The organism is Endozoicomonas sp. (assembly GCF_031844845.1).
In the GTDB taxonomy this organism is placed as follows: Bacteria; Pseudomonadota; Gammaproteobacteria; order Pseudomonadales; family Endozoicomonadaceae; genus Endozoicomonas.
Map to the genome: position 1 here is coordinate 1 of NZ_JAVRMB020000248.1, position 15,154 is coordinate 15,154.

The following is a 15,154-nucleotide window of genomic DNA, read 5'->3' on the forward strand; positions in this document are numbered from 1 at the left end:
AGATGTGTATAAGAGACAGGTATTTTTCATAACAGCGACCAGACTGGGGCCGGGCGAGATGGCTCCCAGCATGCAGATAGCCAACAGTGATAACCAGGAAGATGTTGTCATTAGAGCTCTGGAATAAATACTTGAATCAGTGATTAAAATGAAAATGTCATATTACCGGAAGAGCGATAACCGGATGCTAAAAGAGTGGTAAAGGATAGCTGTTTTTCGTTTACGATCAATGATACTGATGCCGGAATTCAATAATGAAATTTTATCATCCCTCGCTCCCATGCTTTTAGGCCTTTAGGCTCTCGAGTCCTGTGGGTCCTGCGTGGTAGCACCATGACCTAAAGATTTGTCCTGTAATAACTTCCCCATTTCAATAGACGTTGTCCGTTGTCCGTTGCCCGAAAAAGCAGGAGTCACTGGTGCTTTCGCGGGCAACGGACTACGGATAGCGGGCAGCGAGATCTTGCAGGCTGTTCCTTACTTTGTAACCGGACGAATAAACAGTAATGGTTTACCTTTCTCCAGAACATAGGGGTATGGAATCGTACGGTTATTTTCACCAATGCCTGCTTCATTGGGAGCGATATAGAAATAAGCCCAGCCAGGCAGTCGGGCGCTGAGTTTTTGATAGAACATGTTGGCACTGATGCTCTTGGTTCCATCGCCTTCGGCCAGAATCAGGCGGGGAAAAACGGATTTGTCGCCAGCAGGGAAAAACCACGATGCTTCCCCGGCAATATTGTGGAAGGCAAACCGGGGAGCGCGGTAGGGACCTCTTGGCTCGGTGACATAGAGACTTAATACGCAGTTCATTTTTTGCAATGAACAAGTGCCATCAGCTTGATCAAGATACCATTGCTTAAACGTTCTTCCCTTATGAATAAAGGGTTTTTTAACTTCCTGATAGTTGTAATTCATCTCCTGAAGAATGGCGAGGGAAGCTCTGCTCAACATGGTTTCCATCATGTGTTTTGCACTGGCGCTATCCGGTGCCATAGGAAGTGGCATCCAGGCAAAGACACGGTGTTCGCTGTGATGGCTGACCCCTGGAATTGTCCAGCCCCAGTAGAAACGCTCAAAGGGGCCGTAGGGATTAATATTGACACCAGCGATGCCGCTGGCGCTGCCGTAAGCCGGGTGAAAAATACCGCTCAGTTTGTAATCCAGCAGCTTGCCTTCCTTATCGTAGGCGGTATCGGGCAGCTCCTGATCATAGAGTTTCTCTTCCATACCCGCAGCATTGGCCAGGTTCTTGGCTTTTGACCATTGATTCTTATAGGGCTGGTTATACCCGGCTATGCAGCCGGCAAGCAGGAGGGTAGAAGCTAATGATAGTGCCCGAAAACCCATGAGCGCGTCCCTGTCTTTTTCTGACCAATGAATACTCCCTTTTGACTGGTCGTTTGACCAATAATCAGGAGGACTTGTTGGAAAGATATCGGCGAGGGGGAGAAGGCCTTTATCGAGTAGGCTTCTGATTTACCTGAGCCGTCCTGGCGGTAATTGAACGGGTCAGGTAATGCTTTTCAATGGCGGGAGTCCGGCAAGGTACAGAGTCAGCGTCAGTAATTGATCCCAGACATTGCCTTTATCCAGACCTTTGATACAACGATCAATCCTGCCTGCGGATAGCAGCATCTGACGAAGCTGGTGTTCACTGTTTCGACGGATCGCTTTGTCCAGTAAAGGCTTCCTGCGTTTTAGCATAAATGGGGCAAACCCCATGGCTTTTGCCGACTGGTCAATAGCCGCATCGATGGACAGTCCACGGGATATCTGTCGGCTCAGGTGGCTGAGTAGTCTGATCTCTCTGACCAGGGCCCATAGAATGATGGTCGACGCAATACCTTCTCCTTTCAGGATGCTGAGGATACGAACACACTGTTTGATATTGCCAGCAAGGGCGGTATCCAATAACTGAAAAACATCATACCGCGCACTGTCTGAAACCGCGTCGCGAACGGTAGCTTCATCAATGTTTTTATCTTTGGAGAGGAGTTTGAGTTTCTCCAGCTCCTGTGAAGCCGCCAGCAGATTACCTTCCACGCGCTCGGCAATCAGGTTCAGGGCATCGGGCGTTGCCCGGTAGCCATCCGCTTTCAGGCGCTGGTTAAGCCATTGTGGCAGCTGATGGGATTCGATGGGCCAGATGGGCACAAATACACCGGCCGGCTCCAGGGCTTTGAACCACTTTGATTTTTGCAGGGTAGCATCAAGGCGGTCGGTCACCATCAGCAGCAGGTTATCTGGCGATGGCCGGCTGATGTATTCCAGTAACGCTTTACTGCCCGCATCCCCTGGCTTGCCGTTGGGGATACGCAGTTCAAGGATCTGCTGTTGGGCAAACAGGGACAGACTATTGGCAGTCCCGAGAAAGTCACCCCAGTCAAACCCGGTTTCTACGTGATAAACATGGCGTTCTGAAAACCCGGTGTCTCTGGCCTGCTTGCGAATTTGATCGCAGCACTGGGCTACCTGCAGCGGTTCATCGCCACTGATAATGTACACCGGAGCCAGCTGCTTTTTCAGCTGTGCTCCCAGTTGGTCAATACGAAGCTTCAAGGTTGTGAATCCCGGTCCCTGGTACTTTCCATACTGCTTTTCTTTATCGCTCTGGCTTTCTCAGATTCCTCAGCCAGGGCAGATTCTGAAAGGCTGTGAATTCTGCGCAGGGTCGTGGCAATCAGCTCCTGTCGTAACTCGGAGCGAATAATTGTCTGCTCGGATTCTGACGCATTGGGCGTATCCTGATTCTGGGTTATGTACCGCTCGCGAGTCAGCTCAACCGGTGCAAAAAGGGATAGGCCTGATGAGGTTTGCAGCTGGTAGGCCACCGTCATGGATATTCTCTGCTCAAAATAGCCTGCGGTCGCTGCGGTCTGCTGGTCAGCATCCCGCTCAACACGGATGATGTTGATTCGGTACGGAGCCTGGGCGCTGATCTCAATGCCGCTACGCTCCATGGCTCTGGAAAGGTAGCGAATATAAACAGGATCGCTGCCGGACACGGCCAGCTGCTTCAGCTCACTGGCTGTCTCCATCTGTCCTCGCAGTTGAAAGCCACAGGCGGTCAACAGGCAGGTTAACAGCAGCAGAGTCAGCATGCTTACTGAACGAAGGGTGTATGTCATGATCTCTCCGTAATCCACCGGTGACGGGTATCGTATCTGAAGTTGTAATAATCAGAAAGATATTCCCAAAAAGCCCGGCAGATGGATTTTCCCGATATTAGACCCGCAACTTTAACATGATGCACATAGTGTACATAAGAGATTGTTCTGACATAACGTGTTCATTTTTAATCCGGAATCCGACCACTCCGACCACTCCGAGCCCTGGGCCGAACGGAATTTGTGAGCCACCCATCACGATGGTCATTAATGCCTGCCGTCAATGTTGAGGACATTTATGAAGGTACTGAGAGTCATGAAAGATGATATGGGCAGGTATTTTGGAACGAAGTATCAACAAAACAGTCTGAGATAGGAGTTCTATAAAAAATGTTAATAAATAATCAGGAAGTATCCTGAAACAAGACCATCATTTCGGGATGAGTTATCACTCTGTTAAGCTCCGGGCTTACCGAAAGTGGATGGGTTGATAGTTATTCGCCATGATTGAGAGGAAATTATTATGGACTGTCCGATTTGTTTTATTGCTTATTCTTTTGAAGGGGATCATTGCCCCATGGTGGTGGGTCACGCTGTTGGCGAAGAAGGATGCGCTCATAGTTTTTGTGGGAGATGTGTTAAAACTTTTAAAGAATCAAATAGAAAGTATTGTCCTACATGTAGACAACCTGCTGATTTCGCTAATTCACAATGTAACTGGGGCATGATGCATATGCTAGAAACCCTCAGTAAGACTAAAAAAGGAATAGCAGCTCACAGTATTCAATCAGTCCATACTGAGAGTACCATCGCTGTGCGTAAGGACCAAAATATCCCTATCAGGGGGGGGGCGAAGTATTCATATAGAGATCGGTTGAAATATTTTAGACAAGAGTGCTCAAATTCTCAGGCAGTACAAATAATGTTTTATTGTTATGAATTTCGATTTGGATCTGATATTACAGGCGAAATGCTTGTTGCCAAGCTTCACGAAAAACATACGGTGGAAGGTGTAATTGATAAATTATTGGAAGTTTGTAAGCGACTTGCTCCAGATGAGTGTTCTGGTTTGATAAAAATACTAGAAGGTACTCATGAATATACCAATGCGGGAGGGTTTAACGACGGATCGATTCAATTAAATAATGCTGAATTGACTCCTGCGTTATTGATGTTTGCTGAAGAGAGTAATCATGATCAAATTGCACGTCTTGCTGGATTGTGTTCAATGTCAACTAAATGGAATCCTGTTGGCGATCCGTTTGTTTTTCTAAGGAAAGCTTCGCAACGCTGCGTGAAAGTGGATGATTTGTTAATTCATATTAAAGAAGACTATAAAGATAGTGAATTTTATTTCTTTAAGCGATCGATAACTTCTTCTGATTCAGTATTTAAAAACAGTGTTTATCCAGATGTTTCTGATATAAATAGCAAGTGGATTATGACTGGCGGCTTGATAGAAGACACATTAAATAAACCAATGGCGGAAGCCAAAGAAAAGGGTGCAGAGGCAAAGCAAATTATTGAAAATATTGAGCGGCAGTTGTCTTTTTATTGGGGGCAATCCCCAGCGAATCGGGAACAATTTAAGGCTATATTTGTTCCAGCCCACGGCAAAAGTGATAATATCCACAATCCGGCTGAGTTTATCCGTAAGACGGATCTGACGCTGAATACTTTTAGGAATCGATGTCTGGATAACTATCCTTTTTTCAATAGTTTCCTCTACGCAGCCAGTAGTCAGGCAGTTAAAGAACTGCCTGACGTTATTGAAAATATCGATGATATAGCGCTTTGTGAAGTTTTAGATAAATCCAGACAAGCAGGGGATCACGTATTTAGTAAAATAATCAGTGATCTGTGTGTGTCATTAGAAAAAATCGGAACGATTAGCTCTGTTGTCCCCATGATGGCCAGGGATCTCTGCGTCAATATTTCCCGAACGGATAAAAATGATTTCGGAGAAATATGTTCAGCACTTATCAACAGGGGAGTCACCATAGGTGCGCTAATCAAGGAAATAGGGAATTGTTTTGAGGAAGACGAGTGCCGTAAAGCATTGAACAGTTTCAAGGATGAGGCTCAGAATGTGTACAAAAAATTAAAGAAGATCAAGGGCGTCAACAGAAAATATTCAAGTGAGTGTAATTATTTGACAAATATAAGGTCAGGAATTCAAATGCTAAGTATGCAGGATTCATTACCGCTATATAATGATGCCAGAAATCGCCTCGACGCTGGCGCTGATAATAATGGCTCGTTAATGGAGGTTACTATAGACTTTGCTGATCCTTCTATCCTTCGAATGTTAGGTTCTTTTGCTTGCGAAGCCACACAAGAACAACTGAGACGATTAAGTCGTCGTTATGATATTCAACATCTGGTTCAAAATGAGGGGGTGTGTTCTCCGGTTCTTTTTCTAAAAGCCATGTCTAAGAAGTCGATGGTCATGGGTGAATTATTAAGTGATCTCAATAAAATGTTTAAAGTGGATGCGTTTCCTCAGTTTAAAAAACAAATGAATGCTGATCAATCATTAGCGCGATGCGGTACTTCTCTACAGACTGAAAAAGTATATAAAAGCTGGCCTTTTGAGTCTTTGGGCGGAAAAATTTTAAATATGACATTTGTGGAACTTATTAATGCTGGAATGTGGTCTGATATAAGTATGAATCCAGTTGTTGGATTTGGAGAATATTTCGACGTATCAGAATTACACAGGGAAAGCCTCAAGGCGATTTTTATAACTGATTCAGGTATGCGTGATGGTATCGTTGACGGTATAGACTTTCGAAATTATTTGAACAAAGTAAAGCTTGGTGATTTTTTGAGAAAGTGCGATAAATATAAGCCTTCTTTTAATCGGTTTATCCATTTGGCTAGTGGCGCTTATAAAATCAAACTATCAGATAACGTTAGTGAAACAGCATTATGTGAGATTCATGTTAAAAATTCTAGTAAGTTTATGTATATTGTGAGTAGTTTAGGACTCAATGTTAAATCAGGATCTACCGGTTTCATAGCTGTAGCGAACGGCTTGGGCTTAAATATTTATCGGGATAATAAAAGAAGCATTACTGCAGCAAGTCTTTTACATGAGGCTATTAACTGTGGAGTTACTATGGGTGCACTGTTCGAGGTATTGGGTTCAGTAGATAAAGCCGCCCTGACCATTTTCAAAGAGCAATGTGAGGCGTTGCACTGTGAAACTCAATAACCACAGGCTAAAGCCGGTGGGTTAGTATTACGGACTGAAAGTCCGGATACGCGTCCAAGACGCGTTGAAGATAATCTCAATATCCCAATAGCAATATTTCGGACAGTTTTTCCCCAGTAATTCCGGGGTCTGTAGCGTCATAGGGGACTTTTTGGCAACTATGGGCTGACCCAGACTTGCGATAAATAAAAGTCATTACAGCACAGGCTTTGTCCCACAAGGATTGAGTACTTGAAAAACTGTCCACAGTATTGCAATAGGGCGAAATACAGATAACTCAATGAGAGATCAGGATCAACTTGAAAGATCGCTCGCTTCCACCGTTGAGCCCTCCCAAAGCACCTCTCTAAACGATATGCAACGGCTCTCTGACGTCCCCACCGCCACTGACATCCTGCAAACGGAAAATGTTGGAGCTAAAGCTGACCGGCTAAAGCCGGTGGTTGTAACCTTTCAGGAGAATAATAAAGACGAGCTAAACAGCCCGGGCCAACGCTTGATGTGTACGTTGGTTTAATAAATATTGGACAACAAAGTGGGAAGTGGTTCTGCTTCTGATAGAAAGCCGACTCGTGACCCAACCGTCATGGGCTTATCAAGACATGGCGTTATCGGAGAGCCCTGTTGTCAGCTCACGGCTGTTTCAGTGAAATATCAACCTTGTCGGTCATAATGAAAGCAGTATCCTCACGGTAGTAGGCTGCTTCGTTGATAAAAACCGGATAGCCGGGCTCACCATCGTAGCGGATATCACCGCCCTGAAATGTCCTGAAGGCAGGGTGGCCAGCTTCCAGTAACCGGTAGTCCCGGTCCTGAAGATCCTTATGAACCATGGCTCTCAGCTCCCCCTCGCTATCCCTGGGGTAAGGCACCCTTTCTCTGATTTTGAACACGGTGACTTCATCGGGGAGCCTGGGCACCTCACGGGTTTTACCAAGGGTCAGGAACTTCACCACCAGATCAACCACGCGCTCTGTGGTTTCGAACAGATCATGACGAACAACCCCATTGGCAATGGGGCCGACCTCAATGGCCAGGCCAAAACGGGAAAGACTGTTGAGGGACTGGGCTTTCGTGCTGTCCACATCACTGAACAGAATACGGGCTTCGGGAATATTCTGCTGCACATAGGCGGCAGCATGAAGGTTCAGAGGACTATCGTTACGAACAATCAGGGTGATGCCCATATTGGACGTAGTGCTGTGCAGATCAATAATGAAGTGCTGGTCCAGCGCTTCCCGGGAAAAATGTCTGGATATTTCTCTGGCCTGCTGATGCTCATGTTGAGGCTGGCTACCCACAAGAATATCAGGGGTGAATGAGCGATTCAGGTCGTGATGGATAAAGCGCTGGCCTTGAGCAAAAGCTTCCGGGTTAGCCAGCAGTGTTGCGACTTCAATGGCGTTATCCCGGTATCTTTCCGTTTGCTCTGCCTTGCGAATAAAGTAAGGGCCTAAATACTCATTACCATGGGTTCCACCCACAATGGTTATTTTCTTGATAGCCTGATAGGCGTCATTCTTCATACTGAGCCTCACTGTAAATAATAATAATTATTAGTTAAGACCATTGATCTGGGTCAATAGTTCCAATATAAGGGAATTAATACACTTACGCGGGTATTTATGCTGGCCTTTGGTGGCCATTACCACGCCTGAGGAGGCGGAAAATGACAAGTAATATCTATTTAACTTCGGCTAATGGAGCGCCCATTGCTGAAGATGATAACAGTATCTCTGCCGGTGAACGTGGCTCTCTGACATTTGATAACTATCGTCTTTTTGAAAAACTGGCGCATTTTAACCGGGAGCGCATTCCTGAGCGTGTGGTTCATGCCCGGGGTTATGGTGCTCATGGTACCTTCACTCTGAGCAACGACTTGTCAGACCATACCATTGCTAAATTTCTGCAGGGCACCGAGAAAAAAACGGATGTGTTTCTGCGCTTTTCTACCGTAGCGGGTGGGCAGGATTCTGGTGATTTTGTCCGTGATGTTCGGGGTTTCGCCCTGCGTTTTTATACGGAAGAGGGGAACTATGACATCGTGGGTAATAATACGCCGGTCTTCTTCCTGAGAGATCCGGCCAAGTTCCCGGACTTTATCCATTCCCAGAAGAAAGACCCAAGAACCAATCTGCCCAATCCGGCGCACCATTTTGAGTTCTGGGCCAACAACCCTCAGTCCATGCATCAGATCACTGTCCTGATGTCTGACCGGGGTATTCCAAAGTCATTACGCCATATGAACGGCTATGGTTCTCATGCCCTGAGTATGTGGAATGACAAGGGTGAGCGCGTCTGGGTTAAGTGGCACTTCAAGACCAATCAGGGTATTGAAACGCTGACCAATGAGGATGCGGCTAAAATGCCTGCTGATGGCATACACGCAGACTTGGTCAACGCTATTGATCAGGGTGACTTCCCCAGCTGGACGGTAAAAATCCAGTTGATGACGGAAGCGCAGGCGAAGCAGTATCCAACGAATCCATTCGATCTGACCAAAGTCTGGCCCCACAGTGACTTCCCACTGATTGAAATTGGTCAGTTGGAATTGAATCGTAACGTCCAGAATTATTTTGCCGAAACCGAGCAGGTGGCATTTTCACCCAGCAATATGGTGCCCGGTGTTGGTGCGTCTCCCGATAAAATGCTGCAGGGTCGACTGTTTGCTTATGCCGATGCTCACCGTTATCGTATTGGCGCCAATCATCAGCAGTTACCGGTCAACCGTCCCCAGTGCCCTGTTCATCATTATCAGCGTGATGGTGCCATGGCTCAGGGGTCTGCCTGCCCATTTTCGGGGCATAACCAGAATGCCGGTGTGAACTTCTATCCCAATGACCGTGAAGAGGCGCCAAAGCCAAAGCCGGAAGTGGCTGAGCCGCCAATGCCTTTGGAGGAAAATGCCTGGGTCAGGGCTTATGACTCTCGTGATGAAGACAATTACACTCAGGCGGGTGCATTGTATCGTCTGATGTCTGACGATCAGAAACTGCAGTTGATTGGTAATATTGCCGGTGGTCTGAAGCAGGCTACAGAGTCTGTGCAAAAGCGCATGGTTCAGCACTTTACTCTGTGTGATGCTGATTATGGTATGAGGGTTCAGGCTGCGCTGGAGGTTTAATCTTTCGCACCCTATAACTTGTTCTGTTGTGAACATACTTTAACCTCGTTCCCACGCTCTGCGTGGGAATGCCTACGGAGCTGGCTGAATGAGGGGGCAATCTCTCTTTGTCCGCCTTCGCGGGGATGACGATGGGAATTCTTAACTGTTGTCACCCTCAGGGAACACTTTTAATTGCACCCGTTAACAACAATTGAGCTGTCAACCCGCCGGGTTGTCAGGATAAAAACTATCGTCGACCGGCAGCACTGTTTTAAACCCCTGTCCTCGTATTTTGGCTGGTTTCTTTTTTTGTCTGGTCGATACCTCAGTTACTCTCAGCGCTGCCGGAAACATTATGGATAATCCTGAAAAAGCATTGAAGCAGATTCTCTATGCCGAAGATGATCCCGATATTCGCACAATCGTTCAGCTTACTATGCAGGCGATGACCGAGGTTGAATTGATTATCTGCGAAGGGGGCATTGAGGCGGTTGAGAAGTCGAAACAGATAGTTCCGGATCTGGTGTTGCTGGATATCATGATGCCTGATATGGATGGTCTGGCGGTGTTTGACTATCTTCGTCAACAAGAGAATTACCGAGGCGTTCCTGTGGTATTTATGACCGCCAAGGTGCAGTCCCACGAAGTGAGGCAGTACAGAAAACTGGGCGCTGTTGACGTGATTACCAAACCGTTTGACCCGGTTGAATTACCAAAGATACTGAACGCTATCTGGAATGATGTTCAGCAAAAACGGTTTGAATAGCATGGCTTTAAAGTAACGCAGCAGTTTGAGAAAATCCGTTGATTCAATGATCAAATGGTTTGCTCTGCTCGGGTAGGGATTAATGAGCTGAACAGGCATTGACTTATTTTTGCCGACATTTTAAACACCCTGGAATTGGAAAGGGACAGGATTTCTCATGGAAAGAGAATTAGATCGAATTGTCTACGTAGATGATGATCCGGATATATTGACGCTGATCCAGGCCGTATTTGATATGACGGGTCGCTACCATCTCTGTGCTTTCAGTAATGGCCATGATGCCCTGAAACAACTCAGGCAGCTGAATCCGCAAATGATTCTTCTTGATGTGATGATGCCGAAGATGGATGGCATCACGCTTTGTGAAAAAATCAGGGCCATGTCCGGGTTCGAGGAAATTCCCATTCTATTTGTCACGGCCAATATTCCGGTACAGGGCGATGCTTACCGAAAGACCGGGGCTAATGGTGTTATCAGTAAACCTTTCAGTCCTGCAAGCCTGCCCGCCACTATTGAAAAATTCTGGCAGTCCTGGGATGTAAATCATGGAGCCACGGCATGAAAAATGATAAATCGTATTTATACCTGGGGCTGGGTTTGTGCTTCATGTCGATCATGATTTTCGTCCTGGTTAGCGGCTATGTGCAGAGGCAAGGCGATTTGTCAGCGGAGCAAACCGCTCGTTTTAACCAGAGTGCCCAAAGGATGGAAGTGGTTATTCAAAACAGTATTGCCCAGCAACTGTCTGCTCTGTACGCCATGCGTGATGGCTATGCTGTGAGTGAACAAAATATCAGTCGTGCCCGGTTTACATTGCTCGCCAGTGGCATACTCGCCCGAACCCGGGGTGTTCAGGCTCTGGAGTGGATACCCAGGGTCTCCCGCAGTGAGCGCAGCGGGTATGAATCCCGGGCGCAAAATGAAGGATTACCGGATTTCATGATTAAAGAGCAAGACGACAATGGCAATATGGTCAGGGCCAAAGAGAGTGATGAGTATTTCCCGGTGTATTTTGTCGAACCACTGGCGGGGAACGAGAAAGCCGTAGGCTTTAATCTGGCTGCCAACCCTGAGCGGAAATCAGCACTGAAGAAAGCACTGGAAACGGGCAGGCTGGTGGCCAGTTCCAGGATAAAACTGGTTCAGGAGACCGGTAATCAAAACGGTGTTTTATTGTTTTTAGCGCAAATCCGCAGTGAAAACACCGAGGCTGAGCAGGCCGGCAGCAATCTACTGTTAGGTGTGTTTCGAATCAAGGATATGGTGACCAGTGCTTTTCCCAACGATTTTCACCCTGATTTAAATGTTCATATCTATGATGTCAATGACAGTAAAGACCCTTCGCCACTGGTCGTGTTAAGCAACCACCATGAGGAAGGTGAGGTACACACACTCGCTTCGCTGGCAGGTCAGTCTGACCATGTGATATCCCGGGATTTGATGGTGGCAGACCGTGTCTGGCGGTTAGTGATCACGCCGGTAACGCCCATTGAGGTGTTTGCTGCGGAAAGAGAAATCTGGCTGATGGCTATGCTGATCATGAGTATCTTGCTGGCCATGGGGGTGTACGTTATCAGAAGGGCGGATGACCTCAGGAAGGCCAGCGCTTTCGGTAAGGTTCATCATGAAGCCCGTATGACGCTGCACTCCATTCTTGATAATACCATTGACGGGATTATTACCTTTGATGAAGCTGGGGAAATCAAAACCTGTAACCAGTCTATCCGGAAAATACTGGGTTATTCGGCCGAGGAGTTAGTCGGGTCGAATGTCAGTATGATAACGCCCGAATTTAAGATCGCAGAGTATATCAAACGCAGTATCAGCCCCAATGGCGTTGATGAATTTAAGGGCATTGATTGTGAAGTGGACGGTATAACCCTCGACCGGGAAATAATTCCCTTAAGACTGGGTGTCAGTGATGTCACCATAAACGACGAATTACTCTATATCGGAATAATGCAGGATATCACCCAGAAAAAACGCTCTGAAGAGATGAAAGACAGTTTTATTTCAACCGTCAATCATGAGTTGAGAACACCGCTGACGTCTATTCTCGGCGGGGTGGAACTGTTAAGTAAGCTGTACGGAGCACAACTCCCCGAGAAGGCTCAGGAACTGCTAGCGATTGTTGAAGGGAATACCCGGCGAATTACCACCATCGTTAACGACATTCTGGATATACAGAAAATTGAAGCCGGTGAGATAGAGTTCAATCTTGAGCCGGTGGATTTATCATCACTGGTCAACATGGCGATTACTGAAAACCTGATTTATGCAAAAAAATATAATGTCAGACCGGTGGTTTCCGAGCTGGTTGAGAATATCACCGTGTTGGCTGATCCCACCCGGTTGATTCAGGTGCTGACCAACCTGCTCTCTAACGCCGTTAAGTTTTCACCAAAGGGCGGTGAAGTGATGATCAGCTCGATGTTTGATGAGCAACGGCAGGTCATCCGGGTGGAGGTCGCAGACCAGGGGCCTGGTATCCCGGAAAAGTTCAAGGAGAAGTTATTCCAGAGGTTCAGTCAGGCCGATAATATAATGACCCGAAAGGCTTCCGGTACCGGGCTTGGATTGAGTATCAGTAAAGCCATTATTGAGAAGCTCGGTGGTACCATTGGCGTTGACAGTGAAGAAGGCCATGGGGCGGTTTTCTATTTTGAGCTGGAAGTGCACAGCTCTGCTGCTACAACAACAGGCACTGCCTGAACAACCACTGATTAAACGGGTCAGCTTGTAGAGAAAGGGAAGTGGAATGGTAGAAAGTAATAGCCTTCCGTCATTCCCGTAAAGGAGGTTGTCGCAAAAGGGAGAATTAACAACCAGCGGTCATCCCCGCGCAGGAGGCTGTTGCAAAACCCTCCTCGCTACCACGCAGGACACACAGGGCCTAAAAGCGTGGGAGCGAGGAGGGTTTTGCGACAACCGCCTTCGCGAGGATGACGGTGTGAACCTCGTTCCCACGCTCTGCGTGGGAATGCATAGCCAACCACAGGAATCGTGTCTGTGGTTGGGTCCTGGCGCTACCACGCAGGACCCACAGGGCCTAAAAGCGTGGGAGCGAGGAGGGTTTTGCAACACCCTCCTTCGCGGGGATGACGGTTGGGTGTTAATTCTCCCTTTTTGCGACAACCTCCTTCGCGAGAATGACGGAGGGAGGGTACTTTCTACAATACCACTTCCCTAAGATCTCTATACATCAGGCTTTGAGCGACTTGAGGTAAAGTACCAACACTTATCTGGAACTGAGCCGTGCCGTTCCATGATCTGGTCTTTGTGGTATAGGCTTCATTGCAATCAACGACATGCTTTCCGTACTTTTTGGCATACCACTTCAGACGCAACTTGAAACCGCTCTTTATAGTAAAGAATGGTTCAGGTCGAGCATCTGGCGACAGGTGTTACGGCGTATTGTCCTCACCTTCTTCCCGTTCGCACCTTTCCTCATGACCATGCCCCTGGTCTCGAAAGTGGGTAGGAATATTACGTCGTATGTGGATACCAGCTCAAATGCCAGACGGTTGTGCAAATCAAGAACAATGTCGTCTTTCCTGCACTTCAACTCATTGATCGCATTATCTATATGGGCTATCCGATCTCTGGTCCACTGTGGCATATCCCACAACTTCACACCCTTTTGAGTGTTCAATAACTTTTGTTTTTTCCCAATTAACTGGTCCACCCGCTTCATTAATGGGAAAAGCTTCTCTTTGGCTACGTTATCACCCGCTATAAGGGCTTCTTTCTCGCTGAAACAAGTGGCAAATGTTCTTACGCCAGGATCAATGCCAACACACTTAACGGCACCTTGGATATCGGTGTTGAGTTCAATGTGTTGCTGGACCTGGATAAACCAGCGGTCTTTGTCACAAGTGATGACACAAGATTTTCCTATCGCTTCCTTTGGCACACTTTCGGTAGTTATGGGGTTAAGTGGATTTGCCCCAATGATACAAGACAAGGGTTTAGTCCTGACGGCATCCGGTCTATTGAAAATGAGTGTCTGCTGCCTTTTCGGCTTTTGAAATGGATTTCACAGAAACCTTCTTTCCCTCCATTTTCGTTTTTCAGATTTTTGTTTTTAGCACAGACTGCCTTGAATGTCGTTGCTGCCGACAGCGTTCCATTGTCTGAAATTATCGAGTTGTATGCATGACCTTTTCCCTTTTGCTCTTGGGATACCTGCGCTTTAATGGCGGGGCGCATATTGATGAACTTGCCATTTGCATTAAGATAATCGTTGTTTCGAAAACGTTCTACTGCCAGATTGTATGAGCGCCTGTTCAGCACCAGGGCTTCTTTGTAGGCAGCCTTGTTCTCTGGATAAAATCTAATCTTTTTTGAGGCTATTATTTTTGCGCCTTTCAGCAGATCTTTTCCCGTAGTGGCTATTGCAGAATGAGGTAATGAAACCGATAAGCTCCTGGGTGTCGACGGCTTCAGTGGGGTCAGCCTGACCATCCAGAATGTCGATCTGTCCTCCTGATAATTCAACGAGCCATTTGATAAGCTCAAATCCTGATCTTGCGAGTCGGTCTTTTGTGGTAACCACAACAAGCGTTGGATTTCCGAGCATTGCGGATTCCAGAATGGTTTTAAGTCCTTTCCGTTTAAAGTTGAAAGCACTGGCAATGTCAGCGATAAATTCGGAGTCAGGGTACCGCTCGAGCAAGAGTCGTTTTTGTGTGGCGATGCTGGATTTTTGTTTGACGGAGCTAACTCTTGCATAACTTATTTTTCTGTATTGCTGGATGAATACACGATAATGGCCACCTGATGTTCGACTTACTCTTTCGTAGTAGCCACTTTCTATTCTTCGCCTAATTGTCTGGCTGGTAACAGACTCCATTCCGGCCAATTTTGTTGTTGATAACCACAAAACCCATACGCCTGAAAATATTTAGGTAAATATAATCTAAAAATGTTGCGTTCGTTGCATTTTTTTTGAACTG

General features: G+C 46.7%; 12 protein-coding genes. 6 read left to right on the forward strand and 6 right to left on the reverse strand.

Features of this window, described 5'->3' with window-relative positions:
• Positions 1 to 477 precede the first annotated feature (477 nt).
• From RM811_RS13400 to RM811_RS13410, 3 genes are all read right to left on the reverse strand, one after another.
• Positions 478 to 1,350 carry a hypothetical protein gene (locus RM811_RS13400; RefSeq protein ID WP_402525096.1) on the reverse strand — a complete coding sequence of 291 codons (873 nt, stop codon included), beginning with the start codon at positions 1,348 to 1,350 and terminating at the stop codon, positions 478 to 480.
• Between the two features lie 162 nt (positions 1,351 to 1,512).
• Positions 1,513 to 2,562 (reverse strand): DNA polymerase III subunit delta, encoded by a 1,050-nt coding sequence (gene holA / locus RM811_RS13405; RefSeq protein WP_402525098.1) that lies wholly within the window; start codon positions 2,560 to 2,562, stop codon positions 1,513 to 1,515.
• Positions 2,559 to 3,131: a hypothetical protein gene (locus RM811_RS13410; RefSeq protein WP_402525101.1), complete on the reverse strand. Its 573-nt coding sequence runs from the start codon at positions 3,129 to 3,131 to the stop codon at positions 2,559 to 2,561. Before RM811_RS13410 ends, holA begins: the two co-directional genes overlap by 4 nt.
• 502 nt (positions 3,132 to 3,633) lie before the next feature.
• On the opposite strand from RM811_RS13410, the gene RM811_RS13415 reads away from it, so the two are divergent.
• Complete coding sequence (locus RM811_RS13415; RefSeq protein WP_402525103.1) at positions 3,634 to 6,327, forward strand: hypothetical protein; 2,694 nt, start codon at positions 3,634 to 3,636, stop codon at positions 6,325 to 6,327.
• A gap of 280 nt (positions 6,328 to 6,607) precedes the next feature.
• Entirely contained in the window at positions 6,608 to 6,844 is a 237-nt protein-coding gene (locus RM811_RS13420; RefSeq protein WP_402525105.1) for a hypothetical protein, read from the forward strand.
• Between the two features lie 115 nt (positions 6,845 to 6,959).
• Here RM811_RS13420 and RM811_RS13425 read toward each other — a convergent pair whose 3' ends face one another.
• Positions 6,960 to 7,853 (reverse strand): aspartoacylase, encoded by an 894-nt coding sequence (locus RM811_RS13425; RefSeq protein ID WP_402525107.1) that lies wholly within the window; start codon positions 7,851 to 7,853, stop codon positions 6,960 to 6,962.
• Positions 7,854 to 7,996: 143 nt separating this feature from the next.
• Here RM811_RS13425 and RM811_RS13430 point away from each other — a divergent pair, with 143 nt between their 5' ends.
• From RM811_RS13430 to RM811_RS13445, 4 genes are all read left to right on the forward strand, one after another.
• Complete coding sequence (locus tag RM811_RS13430; protein ID WP_402525109.1) at positions 7,997 to 9,451, forward strand: catalase; 1,455 nt, start codon at positions 7,997 to 7,999, stop codon at positions 9,449 to 9,451.
• A gap of 337 nt (positions 9,452 to 9,788) precedes the next feature.
• Positions 9,789 to 10,199 (forward strand): response regulator, encoded by a 411-nt coding sequence (locus tag RM811_RS13435; protein WP_402525112.1) that lies wholly within the window; start codon positions 9,789 to 9,791, stop codon positions 10,197 to 10,199.
• Positions 10,200 to 10,356: 157 nt separating this feature from the next.
• A complete protein-coding gene (locus tag RM811_RS13440; RefSeq protein ID WP_402525115.1) occupies positions 10,357 to 10,761 on the forward strand; it encodes a response regulator in 405 nt (134 codons plus the stop codon).
• Complete coding sequence (locus tag RM811_RS13445; RefSeq protein ID WP_402525118.1) at positions 10,758 to 12,911, forward strand: CHASE domain-containing protein; 2,154 nt, start codon at positions 10,758 to 10,760, stop codon at positions 12,909 to 12,911. The genes RM811_RS13440 and RM811_RS13445 overlap by 4 nt, the downstream gene beginning before the upstream one ends.
• A gap of 649 nt (positions 12,912 to 13,560) precedes the next feature.
• Here the strand turns inward: RM811_RS13445 and RM811_RS13450 are convergent.
• Both RM811_RS13450 and RM811_RS13455 read right to left on the reverse strand, forming a co-directional pair.
• Positions 13,561 to 14,163, reverse strand: a complete 603-nt coding sequence (locus RM811_RS13450; RefSeq protein WP_402525121.1) for a hypothetical protein — start codon at positions 14,161 to 14,163, stop codon at positions 13,561 to 13,563.
• A 369-nt stretch (positions 14,164 to 14,532) separates the two neighbouring features.
• On the reverse strand, positions 14,533 to 15,051 hold the full coding sequence (locus RM811_RS13455; protein WP_402525124.1) for a recombinase family protein: 519 nt from the start codon (positions 15,049 to 15,051) through the stop codon (positions 14,533 to 14,535).
• Between the last annotated feature and the right edge of the window lie 103 nt (positions 15,052 to 15,154).

What these genes read in the sequence shown, in the direction of transcription:
- RM811_RS13400 (WP_402525096.1), bottom strand. Translation starts at nt 1,350, where the DNA reads ATGGGTTTTCGGGCACTATCATTAGCTTCTACCCTCCTGCTTGCCGGC.
- RM811_RS13415 (WP_402525103.1), top strand. Translation starts at nt 3,634, where the DNA reads ATGGACTGTCCGATTTGTTTTATTGCTTATTCTTTTGAAGGGGATCAT.
- RM811_RS13445 (WP_402525118.1), top strand. Translation starts at nt 10,758, where the DNA reads ATGAAAAATGATAAATCGTATTTATACCTGGGGCTGGGTTTGTGCTTC.
- RM811_RS13410 (WP_402525101.1), bottom strand. Translation starts at nt 3,131, where the DNA reads ATGACATACACCCTTCGTTCAGTAAGCATGCTGACTCTGCTGCTGTTA.
- RM811_RS13430 (WP_402525109.1), top strand. Translation starts at nt 7,997, where the DNA reads ATGACAAGTAATATCTATTTAACTTCGGCTAATGGAGCGCCCATTGCT.
- RM811_RS13440 (WP_402525115.1), top strand. Translation starts at nt 10,357, where the DNA reads ATGGAAAGAGAATTAGATCGAATTGTCTACGTAGATGATGATCCGGAT.
- RM811_RS13425 (WP_402525107.1), bottom strand. Translation starts at nt 7,853, where the DNA reads ATGAAGAATGACGCCTATCAGGCTATCAAGAAAATAACCATTGTGGGT.
- RM811_RS13420 (WP_402525105.1), top strand. Translation starts at nt 6,608, where the DNA reads ATGAGAGATCAGGATCAACTTGAAAGATCGCTCGCTTCCACCGTTGAG.
- RM811_RS13435 (WP_402525112.1), top strand. Translation starts at nt 9,789, where the DNA reads ATGGATAATCCTGAAAAAGCATTGAAGCAGATTCTCTATGCCGAAGAT.
- RM811_RS13455 (WP_402525124.1), bottom strand. Translation starts at nt 15,051, where the DNA reads ATGGAGTCTGTTACCAGCCAGACAATTAGGCGAAGAATAGAAAGTGGC.